Raw genomic sequence first — 16266 nt, 5'->3', positions numbered from 1 at the left:
CATGGAGCTCGAATACGACGTCCTGAACCCGGAAGGATCCGAAGGATCCGAGGGCGAACCACGGGCGACTGTGATCTGGCTGCACGGCATGGGCCAGGACTCCGACTCCCTGATTCCCGTGGCCAGGCAGGCGGAGCTGGAGCGCGCGGGGGTACGCAGTGTGTTCCCCCGCGCTCCCCGGCAGTCCCCGGCGCTGAGCGGGAACGGGGCCGCCCGTGCCTGGTTCCGCCAGCGGGTCTTCGCGCTGGAACACGCCGACCTGACGACTCTGCTCGCCACCGAGAGGAGCCTGCGCGGCCTGGTGGCGGCGGAGTGCGCGGTGGCCGGGTCGAAGCGGGTGGTGCTCGCGGGCTTCTCCCAGGGCGCGGCCATGGCGCTGATCGCGGGTCTGCGCTACCCGGAGAGGCTGGGGGGCATCATCCTCTACGACCCGTACACCCCGGCCGAACTGCCCCTCGCCGATACCCGCTCACCGGCGAACGCGGACCTCCCCGTCTGGATCGGACACGGTCGGTACGACTGGATCATCCCGGCGGTCGTCGGCGAGGGCGTGCGCGATCTGCTGCGCTCCTGGGGACACCCGGTGTCCTGGCGTGAGTACCACGACTATCCGAACACCCATGAGCCGTTCAGCGGTGCGGCCGGTGACCTGCGTGCGTTCCTCGACGAGGTGGTGGCGGGCGGGGACGGCGGTGGGTGAACAGCCGCCGCGGCGCGGCGAGATCCATGTGTGGTCCGTCCCGCTGTCCGTGCACGCCGAGGACATGCCCGCGCTCCGCGGGGTGCTCTCGGTCCGCGAGCGGGCGCGGGCGGACCGCTTTCAACTGCCCGCCGACCGCCGCCGGTTCACGGTCAGCCGGTACGCGCTGCGCTCGGTGCTCGGGGACTGCTCCGGGCTCGCACCGCGGAGTCTGGAGTTCCGCTACGGCCGGCAGGGCAAGCCGTACCTGGACAGCCCCGGCGCTCCGCATTTCAGTCTTTCGCATTCGGGCGAACTGTCGCTCATCGCTGTCTGCCGTGACGAACCGGTCGGCGTCGATGTCGAGTACGCCCTGCGCGTGCCGGATGTGATGTACGAACTGGTCGACGCCTTCTTTTCGCCCACGGACCGGCGGCAGCTGCTCGCACTGCCTGCCGAGTCGCAACGGGACGCCTTCTTCCGCTGCTGGACCCGGAAGGAAGCGCTGGTCAAGGCCCTCGGGGTGGGTCTCCTGTCCAAGGACGGCCGCGCCGACGGTCGCTGGTCGCTGCATCAGATCGAGCCGGCGGCCGGGTACGTCGGCGCGGTGGCCGTGGCCGTGCGGCGAACCGGCTGGACCGTCGTCACCCGCCCCTTTGCCAGGGCGGCGGGGGCGGTGTCGGCGGAAAGACCGTAGCGATCCTCGCCAGGGCGGCATCGATGTCGGCGACAGCCCGTACGGCCGGAGCCGGCTCGTCTTCTCCGCGGACCCGCACCGGTTCGTACGCGGGTCCGCTCACCCGTGCGATCGCCAGCCGTACCGCGGTGATGTTGGCCAGCACCGCGGCGACATCGGGCGGTCCCGCGGCCCCGGTGATCGTACGGAGGGGATCCACGCACGCACGTACGGCGTCGATGGCGTCGGCGAGGTGTGGCCCCGTACGCGTACGCCGGTGATGGCGGCTCAGCGCGCGGCGCGCCTCCAGCGGCCGGGCTATCTGGCCGAGCAGCTCCACGGCCTGGTCGAAGCGGGCCCGGTCAGCGAGCTCACCATGCTCCCCGTGCTGCCCGCCGAGGACGTCGGCGAGCGCCCCCAGCGCGTCGGCGACCCGGCGGCGTACGACATCCACGGTCCGCACCGGAGCGATCAGCCACGACGCCACGATCCCGATGGCCGCGCCGACGACGATCGCCTGGAGCCGCTCGCGCATCAGCCCCGCATCGGTCTGTCCGAAGTAGCCGTACAGCAGCGAGAACGCGGCGGTGACGCAGCCGGCCCAGTAGGCGTAACTCAGCGAGCGGAGCCACGTCGCCAGGGCGAGCACCACGAAGATCAGCACGACCGCCCACGGCTCCCGCGGGCCGAACAGACCGGCGATCCAGGTCGCCACCACGGTGCCGAGCGCCGCGCCGAGCGCGCGGAGCAGTCCTTTGTGTACGACGTCGCCGCGTCCTCGCGCTCCGCTGCACACGATGAACGCGGTCAGTACCGCCCACGTCCAGTGGTCCGGGTAGCCAAGGTGCCCGACGGCGAAGGCCGCGCCCAGGGCGACGCCCATCTGGAGCGCCATCCGGGTGCTCGGAAGCATGCGCGCACGCCCCGACCCCGCACCGGTTTTCCGCGCTGCCGACGGTGCTGCCGTAGGCTCCCCGAGCCCGGCCAGGCCCGCGGAGACCTGGACCACGACGACCCAGGCGGCGGCCATCAGCGCTACGACGGCCAGCCACAGAATGTGGCCGTCCCGGGGGTCCGCGGACGCGGGATGGCCGATGGGCCCCTGGACGACGAGGATCGCGACGAAAGGCAGCGCGGCCAGGGTTCCGGCCCTGGTGGCCCTGGGTCCGAAGCGGCGGACCCAGATGGAGAAGCTGACGGCGCACACGAAGACCGCGTCTCCGGCGGCGGAGTGCTCGCCCATGAGCGAGTCCGTCCAGGCCGCCGCCATGGCGATGAGGGGCAGCAGGGCCAGGCTGACGATCCGGTCCGTGAGGTCCGCCGTCCGCTGCGTCCAGGCCAGGGTCCAGGACAGGGCGACCGACTGGATGACCACGTCGACATGAAGGTGGGCCGCGTCTTCGAGGAGCAGCGCCGAGCCATAGCTCAGGAGCACCGCGGCCATGATCACCAGCGTCGCCCGCAGCTCGGCCAGTGTCATCTCCACGCTCGATTCCGGCAGGGCCAGCGAGGGAATAGTAAGTGATAACGTAACATCATGACGAGGGAACAGCCACGCCCACCCCTCGGGGACGCCGCGGAAATCCGCCAGGGCGTCACCCGTCTCGGCCGCCGCATGCGGGCCGTACGCTCACCCGGCGCACTCAGCAACAACAAGCTCGGCGTGCTCGGCGAGTTGCACCGCCACGGGCCGGCCTCACCGGGCGAGCTCGCCGCCGCCGAGCGCCAGCAGCCCCAGTCGCTCACCCGGGTCTTCGCGGAACTGGAGGCGGACGGCCTGGTATCTCGTGAACGCGACCCGCGCGACCGCCGCCAGTCGGTACTCTCCATCACACCGTCGGGTGCCGAAGCGCTGCGTCGCGACATGGGCGAACGCGACAACTGGCTGACCGAGGCGATGGCCGGGCTGACCGAGACCGAGCGCCAGGTCCTGCTCCTCGCGGGCCGCTTGATGGACCAGCTCGCCGACAAGAATTCCGTACCCACCTCACATTATTCAGAGAACACTTACTGACCGGAGACCGGAATGCGCTGGTCGGATCACGCTGTCTGGTGGCACGTCTATCCGCTGGGCTTCCTCGGCGCCGAGCGCGAGGCCCTGCCGCCCTCCGCTCCCCCGGTGCCCCGGCTGTCCGGGCTGGTGAACTGGCTCGACTACCTCGTCGAGCTCGGCTGCAACGGACTCGCGCTCGGTCCGGTGTTCGCCTCCGAGACCCATGGCTACGACACCGTCGACCACTTCCGGATCGACAGCAGGCTCGGCGACGAGAGCGATCTGCTGCGCCTGGTCGAGCAGGCCTCGGCGCGCGGGGTGCGGGTCCTGCTCGACGGCGTCTTCAACCATGTCGGCCGGTCCTTCCCCGCGCTGGACAATATGGCGGCGCGCGGCCCGGACGGCAGCCCGCGCACCTTCGAGGGCCATCAACGGCTCGTCGCACTCGACCACGGCGATCCGGCCGTCGCCGAGTATGTGACCGAGGTGCTGACGTACTGGCTGGACCGCGGCATCGACGGCTGGCGACTGGACGCGGCCTACGCCGTCCCGCTGCCGTTCTGGCATTCGGTCACTTCCCGGGTGCGGGCCAGGTTCCCGGACGCGTGGCTGGTGGGCGAGGTCATCCACGGCGACTACGGCGCGTACGTCAGCGAGGGCGGGCTGGACTCCGTCACCCAGTACGAGCTGTGGAAGGCGGTCTGGAGCTCGCTCAACGACCGAAACTTCTTCGAGCTCGCGTGGTCGCTCGACCGGCACAACGCGCTTCTCGACACCTTCGCCCCGCTCACCTTCCTCGGCAACCACGACGTGACCCGGATCGCCAGCCTGCTGGACGACGAACGGCAGCTGGCGCACGCGCTCGTCGTCCTGTTCACCACCGGCGGCATCCCGTCGGTGTACGCGGGTGACGAGCAGGCGTTCCGTGGCGTCAAGGAGCATCGCGAGGGTGGCGACGACGCCGTACGCCCGGCCTTCCCCGACCGCCCGGACCAGCTCGCGCCGTACGGCCGCGCGCACTGCCGGCTGCACCAGTCCCTCATCGGTCTGCGCCGCCGCCACCCCTGGCTGGTACGGGCCCGTACGGCGGTGACGACCCTGACGAAGGAGACCGTGGGCTACACGGTCGGGGACGGCGAGCACGCCTTGGCGGTCGCCCTCAACCTCGGCGAAGGACCGGCGGAGATCGCGCTGCCCGACGCCGACTGGCTCCGCGCCGCGGGCAGCTGCGAGTTCGGCCGCGACCGGGCCGTACTGCCGCCGCGGGGCTGGGCGATCGCGACCCGCGCGTCAGCGCGCTGACCCGTCCGGACCCCCGAGGGCGTCCGCGTCGAGCCGGTCGACGCGGACCACCTCAGTGCGAACGCCGTCCAGTTCGGCCGTCACAGGAGGCCCGGAAAAGCCGAGGAGCGCGATCCGCAGCCGCGACGCCAGCTCCCGTCCCGGCCGCTCCGGTCCGTACTCCTGTGTGCGCACCCACAGCCGGTCTCCGTGCAGGGTGGCGCTGACGGCCGTACGCGCGCCGCCCACGTCGTGCAGGAAGGTCCTGGCGGTGTCTCCCGGCCGTGCCCATACGGCGGTCACCTCCTCGAACGGTTCGTCCCCGGCGCGGTCGGCGGGGGCGGTCAGGAGCAGCAGCGCGCCCGCCCTGATCCACAGGGGCGCGGTGGCGAGCGGCAGTTCGACGTCGTGCCACGCCGGTCCGGTGATGCCCGCGCCGTCACCTGAGTACGGCAGCCATTCGCCGGGCGGGAACCAGACCGGCCGCCGCCCGCCCTCTCCGTAGAAGGGCGCGACCAGCAGATCCGGCCCCAGCAGGTACTGCAGGTCCGCGCCGTGGGCGTCGGGCCGGTCCGGGTGGTCCAGGACCATGGGGCGGGCCAGCGGTTCGCCCGTACGCGCGGCTTCGGCCGCCGCGGAGTAGAGGCAGGGCAGCAGTGCCATCCGGAGCCGGGCGATGTGCAGCACGGCCGCGTACGCCTCCGGGCCGAAGTCCCAGGGCATCCGCGAGGTCATCCCATGGAACCGGCTCAGCGGTGAGAGCAGCCCGAACTGTGCCCAGCGGACGAAGAGTTCGGGGGTGGGGGTGCCGTGGAAGCCGCCGATGTCATGGCTCCAGAAGGGGTGTCCGGTCAGCCCGAGGGAGAGCCCGGCACGCAGCGTGGCGGCGAGGTCCTGCCGGCTGGAGTCGGGGTCCCCGGTCCATTTCGCGCCGTGCCGCTGGCCACCGGTCCAGGAGGAGCGCCCCCAGGTGAGGCCGGTGCCGCCGACGGCCTCCCGGGTGGCCTCGGCGACCATGTCGTTGTAGAGGAGCGGGTAGAGGTTGTGCAGGCGTTCGCCGGTCATGCCGTTGTGGGCGACGGCGTCAGCCGGCACCGCCTCGCCGAAGTCGGTCTTGATGACGGCCGCTCCGCTGCGCAGGGCATCGCGGATCCGGTCCTTGAACCAGGCGACGGCGCCGGGGTGGGTGAGGTCGAGGAGCGCGGTGTCGGGGTGGTGTCCGCCCCACAGTTGTCCGACCCAGGTGCCGCCCGCCCGGGTGCGCAGGAACCAGCCGTTCTTCTCGGCCTGGGCGTAGTAGGGGCTGTCGACGCCGAGATACGAGTTCATCCACAGCGATGTACGGAAGCCCTGTGCGGTCAGGTCGCTCACCAGGCCCCGCGGGTCGGGGAAGGCGTCGGTGTCCCAGCGCATGTCGGACCAGCACCCGTGCGGCTGCCAGTAGGTGTCGAGGTGCAGTACGTCGCAGGGGAAGCGGTGTTCGCGGATCTGCCGGGCCCGCTCGCGTACCCTTTCGGCCGTGTCCGGGACGAAACCGCCGGAAATCCACGGCCCGAAGGCCCATTTGGGCGGCAGCAGCGCAGCCCCGGTGAGGTCGCGGTAGGCGGTGAGGCACTCGCCGGGGGTGCCGGTGATCAGGTAGTAGTCGAGCACCTCGTCGGGGACGGTCATCGACCAGGCGCCGACGTTGCTGTGCGCGAGGTCGAAGGAGGCGGCGGCGGTGGTGTCGACGAGGACCGCGTAGCCGCGGCTGGAGATGAGGAACGGGCTGGCCTTGTAGGAGCGGGTGCCGGTGGAGCCCATGGAGTCCTGGATCCAGCAGTCGATCTGCTGCCCTCGCAGGTCCAGTCCGGTGAAGCGTTCGCCGAGGCCGTAGAAGTGCTCGTCGGGCTCGGCGAACCAGCTGTCGTGGTAGGCGAGGCCGCCGTCGCTCAGTTCGGTGACACCGAGTGGCAGCACGGTGAGGGCACCGCTGGAGTCGCGTACGTCCGTGGCCTGCCGCACCACCCGGCCGCGGCTGTCCGTCAGCTCCATCGCCCAGGGCTCCAGTGCCACCCGCAGCCGCGCGCCGGGCAGGTCGAGGACCACGGCGCGGTCGGCCCGGGTGACGGCGCGGGTGCCGGTCCCGGCCGCGCCGCCCGCGTACTCGGCGGGCTCGACGAGTTGGACTCTGGACGTGGCCGGTACGCCCGCCATGCGCAAGGTGACGCGCACGGCTCTGCCCATGGTGGGCCGCAGCCGGAGCGTGCCGGTGCGGCAGGCGGCGGTGCGCACGTCCAGGAGGATGCCGTCAGGTCCGGCCCGTACGACGGACGCGGCCTCGACCGGGTCGAGCGCGGCCGGGCCCGCCGGGGTGAGCTGCGGGGGCGGCGCGACGAACGGAAAGGAGGCGCGGGGATGCAGTGCGGACATGGCTCTCCTGGAGGGGACGAAGAGAAGGAGGAGGTCGTCACGGGCTGCCACTGCCCGCGATGAGGCCGCCGGCGACCAGCCGCCGGAAGATGGCGAAGACGCAGACCAGGGGAAGGCTGATGACGGTGGCGGTGGCCATCAGCGGTCCCCAGGCCGCGCCGTGCCGCCCGACGAAGCTGTTGAGCAGGACGGTGACGGGCTGTACGTCCGGGCTCTGGCCGAGGGTGAGCCCGAAGACGAACTCCCCCCAGCCGAGCAGGGAGGAGAGCCCGGCCACGGCGACCAGGCCGGGCGCCATGACGGGCAGAACCACGCGCACCAGCGCCCCGACGACGCCGCAGCCGTCGACCAGCGCGGCTTCCTCCAGTTCGGTGGGGACGGCCCGGAACAGCGGCCGGAGCACGATCACCGCGAAGGGCAGCGTCAGCGTGGTGTCGGCGAGGATCAGGCCGAGATACGTGTTCGTCAGGCCGGCCTGGTGCTCAAGGATGAACAGCGGAGCGGCCAGCACAATCGCGGGCAGCAGCTGGGCGATGAGCAGCGCGAGCACCATGGCGGAGGAGCCGCGCATCCGGATCCGGGCGATGGCGTAGCTCAGCGGGACGGCGAGCAGCAGCGTCAGCGCGACCACTCCGCAGGAGATCGCCAGGCTGTTGAGCAGCGCCCTGAGCAGTGTGCCGCCCGCGAACGCCGCCGCGTAGTTGGCGCCGGTGACGGGTGCGGGCACCCACTGCGGAGGTACGGCGAGGACCTTGTCGGGTGCCTTGAGACTGGTCGCGACCATCCAGTAGACGGGCAGCAGGAAGACAGCGGTGATCAGTGCGGCGCCGGCAGTGCGCGGCCAGGCGCGGCGGGCCGGACTCATGGCACTCACGTGGACGCACCTTCCCGGCGCGGCCGCCATACATAGAGGACCGCTCCGATCAGGGGCAGGACGAGCAGCAGCAACCCGGCCGCGGCGCCCTCGCCGAACTCGAAGCGCTGGAAGAAGACCTGGTAGACGTAGAGCGGCAGCACGGTGGTGGAATTGACGGGACCGCCGCCCGTCATGACGAACACGATGTCGAACACCTTGAAGATGTAGATGAGGCCGAGCAGCAGCACCACCGCCGACACCGGCTTCATCAGCGGGAGAGTGATCCGGCGAAAGCGCTGCCAGGGGTTCGCGCCGTCGAGGGCCGCGGCTTCGTGGAGCACCGGGTCGATGCCGTGCAGTCCCGCCATGAGCAGAACCATGTTGAAGGGCACCCCCACCCACACATTGGCGAAGACCACGCCGAGCAGCGAGGTGGCGGGGTCGGTGAGCCAGCCGTGGGCGAGTGTCTCCAGGCCCACCGCGCGCAGCAGGGCGTTGTAGGCGCCCGCGTCCGCGTCGAGCATCCAGCGGAACAGGGTGCCGCTGACCACGGGAGGCAGCAGCCACGCCACCAGCAGCAGCGACTGGAACAGGCCGCTCAGCGGGAAGGGCCGGGCGAACAGCAGGGCGAGGGCGAAGCCGATGGTGAACGGGAAGAGCAGCGACCCGGCGGTGAAGGCCGCCGATACGCGTACGGCATGCCAGAAGGCGGGATCGGTGACGATGGCGTCGTAGTTGGCCGCGCCGTTGAACGGGGTGGGCACGGTCCCGATAAGACCGGCCAGGCCCACGTCGTGGAGGGACGTCCATACGTTGTGGAGCAGCGGATAGGCGACGAGCAGGGCGAGGAAGGCCAGGCCGGGCAGGGACAGCAGATAGCCGCTCCGCTGCCGGCGACCGGCGAGCACGCTCACTGCTGCTCCAGCGCCCTGGTGATCTTGGCGGCGGCGGAGCGGGCCGCGGCTTCGGGGCCGGCGGCACCGGTGAGGGCCGCCTGCTCGGCCTCGGACACGGCCAGCGAGATATCGGCGTAATGCCGTCCGTACAGGCGTGGCTTGGCGACGGCGAGCTCGCTGAGGAAGACCTTGAGGGCGGGGTCCTTCGCCCAGTTGCCTGAGGTGGCGAGATCTTTGCGGGCGGGGAGGTTGCCGAGGGCATCCAGATACGGCACGAGGGTCGCGGGCTGCTGGGTGCGCTCGATGACCTGCCAGGCCGTGTCCACGTGCTTGCTGGTTTTCAGTACGACCCAGTTCTCGCCGCCGAGGCAGGTGGCGGCGGTCCTGCCGCGGGGCAGCGGGACGACGCCCCACTTCAGCCGGGAGGCCTTCAGGGTGGGGATCTGCCAGGGGCCGTTGATCTGTATGGCGGCCCGTCCGGCGATGAACTGGGCGTTGACGTCCTGCTGTGTCCAGCCCACACACTGGCGGGACATGGAGCCGCCGTCGACCAGGTCGTGCAGGAAGGCCAGCGCGGTGGCGCCGTCGGTGGCGAAGGTGTCCAGGTCACCGCCGGTCTGCCAGAGGAAGGGCAGGAACTGGAAGGTGCCCTCTTCGGTCCTGACAGCGCTCAGCGCCAGCCCGAAGCGGTCCGCGCGCGTCAGCTGATGTGCCGAGTCGGCCAGTTCGTCCCAGGTCCGGGGTGGCCGCACACCCGCGGACCGGAGCATGTCGGTGTTGTAGTAGAGGGCGAGGCAGTTGCTGTTGTTGGGGATGCCCATGGTTTTTCCGTCGACCTGGCAGCCGTCCCAGGGGCCCTCGTAGTAGCTGTCCGCCTGGCCCCACTCCTTGACCTGGTGGGTGAGGTCGGCGAGCAGGCCGTTGCCGCCGAGGGGGTTCATGGCGACGTTGTCGACGATGGCGATGTCGGGCAGGCCACCGGTGAAGGCGCCCCGGGTGAGGGCGTCCGTGAGGGTGGCGAAGGGGAAGGTTCTCCGGCGGATCGTGACGCCGGGAACGTGTTCCTGGACATCCTTGATGACGGCGTTGATGCCCCGCTGGAAGTGGGGCTGGTCCCAGTAGTCCCACCAGGTGAGCGTGACCGTGCGGGTCGGGCCGGGGGTGCCTTCGGCGGAGGGCTCGCCCGCGCCGCACCCGACCGCCGTCCCGCCGAGGCCGAGGGCCACCGCGCCCGCGCCCGCTGCGCGCAGGAAGTCACGGCGGTCGATGGTGTGCGGCACGGTTTCACTCCAGAGTGTGCGGTCGGGGGTGGAGTCGGGTGCGGGGGGTCGTGTGCGGGGTGACTCAGAGGTCCGCGCCCGGCGTGGACCGGCAGGGGCCTGTGCTGGCGCGCAGCGAGATCAGCGGCCTCAGCAGGACATGCCGGGGAGGTGCGTCGGGCTTGGTCAGCCGCTCCATCATCAGTTCGACGCCGACCCGGCACATCTCACGGGCGGGCACATCGGCGGCGGTCAGCGCCGGGTGCACCCGCTCGGCCCAGGGCCCGGCGGCCACTCCGGCGACCGAGAAGTCACGCGGTACGACACGCCCGGCGCGGGTGAGCCCGCGGTACAGACCGCCAAGGCCAGCTTCGTTCATGGTCACCACGGCGGTGGTGCCCGGGTCCTCCAGCAGGATCCGCTCCAGACACGCTTCGCCCGAGGCGACATCGTCGTCGCAGAGGTACGCCTGCCCGGAGAGGTCCAGCTCGGCCATGCCGCGGGTGAACCCTTCGAGCCCTCGGTGCGCGGACTCGTACCCGGTCTTGAAGAGCTCCTCCGACCGGTTGATGAAGGCGATCCTGCGGTGGCCCAGGCCCGCCAGGTGGCGCACGCAGGCATACGCGAGGGCCGAGTGGTCCAGGTCCACCCACCAGGACTTTTCCAGGCCGGTCCGCCCGATGGTGACGAAGGGGAAGCCCAGCTCGTTGAGGTAGTCGACCCGGACGTCCTCCAGGCGGATCTCCATGAGGATCACGCCGTCGACCCGGTGTCCGCTCAGCAGCCGCTGGAAGCCGAGGTCGGTGACCTCGCTTGCGGGGGTGATCAGTACGTCGTAGTCGTGTGCCTGGGCCGCTTCGATCACGCTGCCGATGAAGTCCAGCTGCATGCCCGTGTAGTGACGGCCGCTTCGCGGAAAGACGAGCCCGAGCACGCGCGTCCGGTCCGTCGGCCGGGTCTCGGCATCCGCCTCGTACTGCCGGTCTGTCTCGTCGGGGCCGCGCCGAAGAGGGGGATGCCGGGTCTCTTCCGTGGCCGGCGGGACGATCTCACCGACGTCCACTGCTCTCCTCTCTCGCCCCGCTCTGCGCGCGCCGTCTCAGTGCCGCCCGCCGGTGATCGGTTCGCTTGTGTCCAGTCACCGCCCACCACACCCCACCATAGCGTGACAAATTACCCACATACCGCAGAGGCCTCGCGGCACGGCGCGGCACGGGTTCCGGGACTTGGGCGGCCCGCAACGCCCCGGCACATCGTCTCCGTCGGCGAGCCCCGCGAGGAAGCCGTTGATCCGTGCGGCGCCCGCTCCCGCCTCGGTCACGCCCGCGCGGCAGAGCTCGAAGTGGCTGATGAAACCACCGCCCAACTCGTCGCTCTCCTCCACCAGAACGATGCCGTTGCCGCCCGCCGCGCGCATTCGGCAAGCCATTCCCGAAATCACCGAAATACCCGCAGGGCAAATTAACCAAGGTGCATCATATTTCAACAAAAGCAGCCACACCGGACATTGGTGGATCATCGTGGTGCGGCGTGCGGGTGGTTCTCTTCCGGTGTTCTCGCAGATCAGGGGATCGAGATGAGTTCAGGCCTCAAGTTTCACGGAAAAATCTCATTGACCGTTGAACAGACGGCATCGCCACTTCGTATTCACAGGCATCCTGCTTTGCGGAACAGGATCGGAACGAAGGAGGTCCTTACCGGAGTGCGCGAGGAATCTGTCACTGTCGCTGTCGCCTACCGTGTGGCACCGGGCCGCGAGAACGACTTCCGCTCATGGGCGACCGATGTACTGGGCTCGGCTGCCCAGCTCCCGGGGTTTCTGGGCGGCGGCATCCTCGCCACCAGGGCTTTTGACGCGGCCGGCTCGGAATGGCACGTCGTCCAGCGCTTCGACAGTGAGGAATCCGCCCAGGCCTGGGAGTACTCCGAAACCCGGATGCAATGGGAGGACTATGCGAATCCGTTCGCCCAGCAGACAGAACGCCGGAGCATTCGGGGCCTCATTGGCTGGTTCGAGTCACCGTCCGCACCGGAAGGCGCAGCACAGCCGCCGAATCCGCCTCCGTCGCCACCGCCGAAGTGGAAGCTGTGGTTTGTGAATATGAGCGCAGTTTTTCCGCCGGTGCTCATATTCAACCTGGCAGCGCTCCCTTACCTCGGCAGCCTGAACCCGCTCATCCGCACCCTGCTTCTGTGCCTCTCGGTGACCGCGCTGGTCACCTGGGTTCTCATGCCGCGCTTGCAGCGTTTTCTCAAGAAATGGCTGTATCCACCGCTGCAAGCTCTCCGCGGGCGGCACAAGCGGCGGTCCATATAAGGCCCGTCAGGGCCGACAGGCCCGTGCAAAGCCCTGGGCCAAGAAAGACGAAAGGGAGGTGGGCCGGGTGAAGACTCTGCTCATCGACAATTACGACTCGTACACCTACAACTTGTTTCAGCTGATCGCCGCGGTCAACGGCGAGGAGCCGGTGGTGGTCCTCAACGACGCGCCGACCGGTTCCGACCTGGATCTGGGACAGTTCGACAACATCGTGGTGTCCCCGGGTCCCGGCCATCCCTCCGAGCCCCGCGACTTCGGCATCGGCAGCGCGCTGCTGGCCCGCTCCGGGCTCCCGGTCCTGGGAGTGTGTCTGGGGCACCAGGGCATCGCGGTCGGTGAGCATGCCCGGGTGGCAGCCGCGCCACAGCCCCGGCACGGCCATCTCTCGACGATCAGACACGACGGCCGGGATCTGTTCCGCGGACTCCCCCAGAACTTCACAGCCGTCCGCTACCACTCGCTGTCCGTACAGGATCCGCTGCCGGCCGGCCTGGAGGCGACCGCCTGGGCCGAGGACGGCGTGCTGATGGGGCTGCGGCACCGCACCCGGCCGCTGTGGGGGGTGCAGTTCCACCCCGAGTCCGTCCTCACCGAGTTCGGACACCGAATGCTCGCGAACTTCCGGGACCTCACTCAGGAGCATGTCCCGGGCGGGACCCAGGGCCACGCACATGAGCGGTCGCGCGAACGCACACGCGACCGGGCGCGCGGTGCGGCAGCTCCTGGTACGGCGACCGGTACGGCGACTGGTACGGCGACTCGACGCGTGATGACGCCGAGAGGGATACGGCCGGCGCCCCGGCTCGGCTACCGCCTGCACACACGGATGATCGACACGCCCGTGGCCACCGAAGCGGCCTTCACCAGGATGTACGCCGACGCTCCCCGCGCGTTCTGGCTGGACAGTTCCCACGTCGAGGCCAGGCAGTCCCGTTTCTCGTTCTTCGGGGACGGTACGGGCCCGCTCGCCGAGTTCGTACGCTACGACGTCCAGACCGGTGTGTGCGAGGTCGAGCGGCCCGGCCGACCCGTACGAAAGGTCCGGAACAGCGTCTTCGACTACCTGAAGCGGCAACTGGCGACCCGCCGGGTGGACGCCCCCGACCTGCCCTTCGACTTCACGGGCGGCTATGTCGGCTACTTCGGCTACGAGCTGAAGGCCGACTGCGGCTCCCCGAACCGTCACAGCGCCCAAACCCCCGACGCCTGCTGGCTTTTCGCCGACCGGCTGATCGCGGTGGATCACCAGGAGGGCGCGACCTACGCCGTCTGCCTCGCCGAGGACACCCCGCGGGGTCTACGGGAAGCCACTGACTGGCTGGACTCCGCGGTCGCTCAGCTGAGCTTCGTACCGTCCGCGCCCGCTGTGGCGACCGCGCCGCTTCCCCCGGCCACTGCGCGGGAACTGGCCGCCGCCGAGCCGTGGCTCGCTCGGGACCGTACGACGTACCTGGCCGACATCGAGGCCTGCAAACAGGCGCTGAACGCCGGTGTCAGCTACGAGATCTGCCTGACCAACGCCGCCCGGTTGCCCGCACCCCGCGACGGTTACGAGTTCTACCGGGTGCTGCGCCGCCACAACCCGGCGCCCTACGCGGCCTATCTGAGGTTCCAGGACGACGTCGAGGTGGCGTGCTCGTCCCCCGAGCGCTTTCTCCGCATCACCCGGGACGGCATCGCCGAGGCCAAGCCGATCAAGGGCACCGCACCGCGCGGCGGAACCCGGGCGGAGGATGCGCGGCTGCGGGCCTCGCTCGCCGCCGACGACAAGACCCGGGCCGAGAACCTGATGATCGTCGATCTGCTCCGCAACGATCTGGGCCGGGTCTGCGAAACGGGGACGGTCACGGTGCCCAGCCTGATGGCGACCGAGACCTACGCCACCGTGCATCAGTTGGTCTCCACCGTCCAAGGGCGGCTCCGTGAGGGCACGGGCGCGGTGGACTGCGTACGCGCCTGCTTCCCCGGGGGCTCGATGACAGGAGCGCCGAAGCTCCGGACGCTGGAGATCATCGACTCACTGGAAACCGAGGCCCGAGGCGTCTACTCCGGTGCCATCGGCTACCTCAGCTGCAACGGTGCCGCGGACCTCAACATCGTCATCCGCACCGCCGTGATCGACGGCGAACGGATGCGTCTCGGGGCGGGCGGCGCCATCGTTCTCGGCTCCGACCCGGACGCGGAGTACGACGAGATGCTGCTGAAGACCGCCGCCCCGATGCGGGCCTACCACGATCACATGACCACCCCAAGTGCCGTACCCGCAGCAGAGGAGCCGGTCCGATGACGCCGTCCCGGTCGACGCTTGCCTCCCCCGAAGCCGGCGTTGCCACTGCCGAACGCGCGGAACACGGCAATGTCGCGGGCGATCTCGCGGCGCTGGCCGAGCGTCGCGGATGGACGGCCCGGCCGGCCTTCCGCCAGGGCCATCAGGTCTGGACCCACGGCGAGGTGCACGACCTCGCCAGGCGCACCGCCACGGTGCTGGCAGATCACGGTGTCGGGCCCGGCGACCGGGTGCTGCTCGCACTCCCCGACTCCATCACGTGGGTGACGGCCTTCCTCGGCGCCGCGCGCCTGGGGGCGGTCGCGGTCCTGGCCAACCCTGAGCTCACCCCCGCCGAGCACGAGTTCATGGCGGACGACGCGGCGGTCGCGCTGTGCGTGACCGGTCCCGGCCTGGAGGACCGGTTCGCCGCGAGGCGCCGGCTCGGCGCCGACCAGCTGCTCGCGCTGGCGCCCACCGCGACACCCACCGCCGCCTGCCGTCCGGCCGGGCCGCGCACCCCCCTCTACATCCAGTACACCTCCGGAACCACGGGTCGTCCCAAGGGAGTCGTGCACTGCCACGGCGATCCGGCGACCTACCACGCGCTCATCGGCGAGCGGCTGCTGCGGATCACCCCCGCCGATGTGGCCCTGTCCGTCTCCAAGCTCTATTTCGCCTACGGGTTCGGCAACGCGTTCGTCTTCCCGCTCTTCTCCGGGTCCTCGGCCGTGCTGGTGGACCGCCGTCCCTCCCCCGCCGCCGTCGACGAACTGGTCGCCCGCCACCGAGTGACCCTGATGTACTCCGTACCGTCGGCGTACGCGGCCCTGGTGACCGACCGGGGAGACGGCGGGCACGCGGCCTGCTTCGCCTCCGTACGTGCCGCCGTCTCGGCCGGGGAGGGCATGCCCGCCGGGCTCGGCGAACAGGTCACCGAGCTGCTCGGCGCGCCCGTCCTGGAGCAGATCGGCTCGACAGAGGCCGGCCACGCCTTCTGCGCCAACAGCCTCACCCACCACACTCCGGGCACGGTCGGCCGCCCGGTGCCCGGCTACGAGGTGGAGCTGCGGGACCGCGCCGGACGCCCGGTGGCGGAGGGGAGTGAAGGCGACATGTGGGTACGGGGGCCGACGGTGACGCCCGGGTACCTGAACCTGCCCGAGGAGACGGCCCGCACCCTGGTCGGCGGCTGGCTCGCCACCCGGGACCGGGCGCGCCGCGAACCGGACGGCAGCTACCGCCACTTGGGCAGGGCGGACGATATGGAAATGGTCGGCGGCATCACCGTGTCACCTCTTGAGGTGGAGGAGGTACTGCGGGCCCACCCGGCGGTACGAGAGGTCGCCGTGGCAGCCGTCACCGACGACCGCGGCGCCACCCGGCTGCGGGCTTTCGTGGTCACATCCACCGACACCACCGACACCATCGACGCCACTGCCGCCGACGATACGACCGACACCACCGTCGCCACCCGCATCGAGGCCGCGCTCATCGCCCTGGCGCGGACACGCCTCGCCCCCTTCAAGGTCCCCAGAACGGTGACCGTCGTCCGGTCGCTCCCCCGGACATCGACCGGCAAACTCCGCCGCCACCTGGTCCGTCAGGGCACCTGGTGAGCGCCACAG

The 16266-nt window shown here is 70.6% G+C and carries 14 protein-coding genes; 7 read left to right on the top strand and 7 right to left on the bottom strand.

What is annotated here, in order from left to right; genetic code table 11:
- Window position 1 precedes the first annotated feature (1 nt).
- Both ACIHCQ_RS33615 and ACIHCQ_RS33610 read left to right on the top strand, forming a co-directional pair.
- Window positions 2–700: an alpha/beta hydrolase gene (locus ACIHCQ_RS33615; protein ID WP_399671080.1), complete on the top strand. Its 699-nt coding sequence runs from the start codon at window positions 2–4 to the stop codon at window positions 698–700.
- Complete coding sequence (locus ACIHCQ_RS33610) at window positions 621–1376, top strand: 4'-phosphopantetheinyl transferase family protein (protein ID WP_399671078.1); 756 nt, start codon at window positions 621–623, stop codon at window positions 1374–1376. The genes ACIHCQ_RS33615 and ACIHCQ_RS33610 overlap by 80 nt, the downstream gene beginning before the upstream one ends.
- On the opposite strand, the gene ACIHCQ_RS33605 is transcribed toward ACIHCQ_RS33610, so the two are convergent.
- Window positions 1324–2835, bottom strand: coding sequence for an FUSC family protein (locus ACIHCQ_RS33605; protein WP_399671318.1), 1512 nt, complete (start codon window positions 2833–2835; stop codon window positions 1324–1326). The two genes, ACIHCQ_RS33610 and ACIHCQ_RS33605, sit on opposite strands and share 53 nt — an antisense overlap.
- A gap of 57 nt (window positions 2836–2892) precedes the next feature.
- Between ACIHCQ_RS33605 and ACIHCQ_RS33600 the strand changes: the two genes are divergently transcribed.
- Both ACIHCQ_RS33600 and ACIHCQ_RS33595 read left to right on the top strand, forming a co-directional pair.
- Complete coding sequence (locus ACIHCQ_RS33600) at window positions 2893–3369, top strand: MarR family winged helix-turn-helix transcriptional regulator (RefSeq protein WP_399671075.1); 477 nt, start codon at window positions 2893–2895, stop codon at window positions 3367–3369.
- 12 nt (window positions 3370–3381) lie between these two features.
- The gene (locus tag ACIHCQ_RS33595) at window positions 3382–4650 is read left to right on the top strand and encodes an alpha-amylase family protein (protein ID WP_399671073.1); all 1269 of its coding nucleotides are present in this window, start codon (window positions 3382–3384) and stop codon (window positions 4648–4650) included.
- On the opposite strand, the gene ACIHCQ_RS33590 is transcribed toward ACIHCQ_RS33595, so the two are convergent.
- The 6 genes from ACIHCQ_RS33590 to ACIHCQ_RS33565 form a co-directional block, all read right to left on the bottom strand.
- Window positions 4639–7041 carry an alpha-xylosidase gene (locus ACIHCQ_RS33590; RefSeq protein WP_399671070.1) on the bottom strand — a complete coding sequence of 801 codons (2403 nt, stop codon included), beginning with the start codon at window positions 7039–7041 and terminating at the stop codon, window positions 4639–4641. The two genes, ACIHCQ_RS33595 and ACIHCQ_RS33590, sit on opposite strands and share 12 nt — an antisense overlap.
- Window positions 7042–7078: 37 nt before the next feature.
- Window positions 7079–7906, bottom strand: coding sequence for a carbohydrate ABC transporter permease (locus ACIHCQ_RS33585; RefSeq protein WP_399671315.1), 828 nt, complete (start codon window positions 7904–7906; stop codon window positions 7079–7081).
- A 5-nt stretch (window positions 7907–7911) separates the two neighbouring features.
- Window positions 7912–8811, bottom strand: coding sequence for a carbohydrate ABC transporter permease (locus tag ACIHCQ_RS33580; RefSeq protein ID WP_399671068.1), 900 nt, complete (start codon window positions 8809–8811; stop codon window positions 7912–7914).
- On the bottom strand, window positions 8808–10073 hold the full coding sequence (locus tag ACIHCQ_RS33575) for an ABC transporter substrate-binding protein (protein ID WP_399671066.1): 1266 nt from the start codon (window positions 10071–10073) through the stop codon (window positions 8808–8810). The genes ACIHCQ_RS33580 and ACIHCQ_RS33575 overlap by 4 nt, the downstream gene beginning before the upstream one ends.
- Before the next feature lie 64 nt (window positions 10074–10137).
- Window positions 10138–11115 carry a LacI family DNA-binding transcriptional regulator gene (locus ACIHCQ_RS33570; RefSeq protein ID WP_399671063.1) on the bottom strand — a complete coding sequence of 326 codons (978 nt, stop codon included), beginning with the start codon at window positions 11113–11115 and terminating at the stop codon, window positions 10138–10140.
- 75 nt (window positions 11116–11190) lie between these two features.
- Window positions 11191–11481, bottom strand: coding sequence for a DUF3050 domain-containing protein (locus tag ACIHCQ_RS33565; protein WP_399671061.1), 291 nt, complete (start codon window positions 11479–11481; stop codon window positions 11191–11193).
- A gap of 273 nt (window positions 11482–11754) precedes the next feature.
- Between ACIHCQ_RS33565 and ACIHCQ_RS33560 the strand changes: the two genes are divergently transcribed.
- The 3 genes from ACIHCQ_RS33560 to ACIHCQ_RS33550 all read left to right on the top strand — a co-directional run bounded on the left by ACIHCQ_RS33560 (window position 11755) and on the right by ACIHCQ_RS33550 (window position 16257).
- Window positions 11755–12369 carry an antibiotic biosynthesis monooxygenase gene (locus tag ACIHCQ_RS33560; RefSeq protein ID WP_399671058.1) on the top strand — a complete coding sequence of 205 codons (615 nt, stop codon included), beginning with the start codon at window positions 11755–11757 and terminating at the stop codon, window positions 12367–12369.
- 67 nt (window positions 12370–12436) lie between these two features.
- A complete protein-coding gene (gene pabB, locus ACIHCQ_RS33555) occupies window positions 12437–14659 on the top strand; it encodes an aminodeoxychorismate synthase component I (RefSeq protein WP_399671056.1) in 2223 nt (740 codons plus the stop codon).
- Window positions 14656–16257 carry an AMP-binding protein gene (locus ACIHCQ_RS33550; protein ID WP_399671053.1) on the top strand — a complete coding sequence of 534 codons (1602 nt, stop codon included), beginning with the start codon at window positions 14656–14658 and terminating at the stop codon, window positions 16255–16257. Before pabB ends, ACIHCQ_RS33550 begins: the two co-directional genes overlap by 4 nt.
- Window positions 16258–16266: the final 9 nt, after the last annotated feature.

It is taken from the genome of Streptomyces sp. NPDC052236 (assembly GCF_044548015.1).
Lineage (GTDB): Bacteria > Actinomycetota > Actinomycetes > Streptomycetales > Streptomycetaceae > Streptomyces.
The sequence above is the reverse complement of the archived record's forward strand: the minus strand, read 5'-3'. Positions and strand labels throughout refer to the sequence as shown.

Coding starts and splice junctions, on each gene's coding strand:
- ACIHCQ_RS33600 (WP_399671075.1), top strand. CDS start 2,893: ATGACGAGGGAACAGCCACGCCCACCCCTCGGGGACGCCGCGGAAATC.
- ACIHCQ_RS33605 (WP_399671318.1), bottom strand. CDS start 2,835: ATGACACTGGCCGAGCTGCGGGCGACGCTGGTGATCATGGCCGCGGTG.
- ACIHCQ_RS33595 (WP_399671073.1), top strand. CDS start 3,382: ATGCGCTGGTCGGATCACGCTGTCTGGTGGCACGTCTATCCGCTGGGC.
- ACIHCQ_RS33585 (WP_399671315.1), bottom strand. CDS start 7,906: ATGAGTCCGGCCCGCCGCGCCTGGCCGCGCACTGCCGGCGCCGCACTG.
- ACIHCQ_RS33610 (WP_399671078.1), top strand. CDS start 621: ATGAGCCGTTCAGCGGTGCGGCCGGTGACCTGCGTGCGTTCCTCGACG.
- ACIHCQ_RS33550 (WP_399671053.1), top strand. CDS start 14,656: ATGACGCCGTCCCGGTCGACGCTTGCCTCCCCCGAAGCCGGCGTTGCC.
- ACIHCQ_RS33590 (WP_399671070.1), bottom strand. CDS start 7,041: ATGTCCGCACTGCATCCCCGCGCCTCCTTTCCGTTCGTCGCGCCGCCC.
- ACIHCQ_RS33615 (WP_399671080.1), top strand. CDS start 2: ATGGAGCTCGAATACGACGTCCTGAACCCGGAAGGATCCGAAGGATCC.
- ACIHCQ_RS33565 (WP_399671061.1), bottom strand. CDS start 11,481: ATGGCTTGCCGAATGCGCGCGGCGGGCGGCAACGGCATCGTTCTGGTG.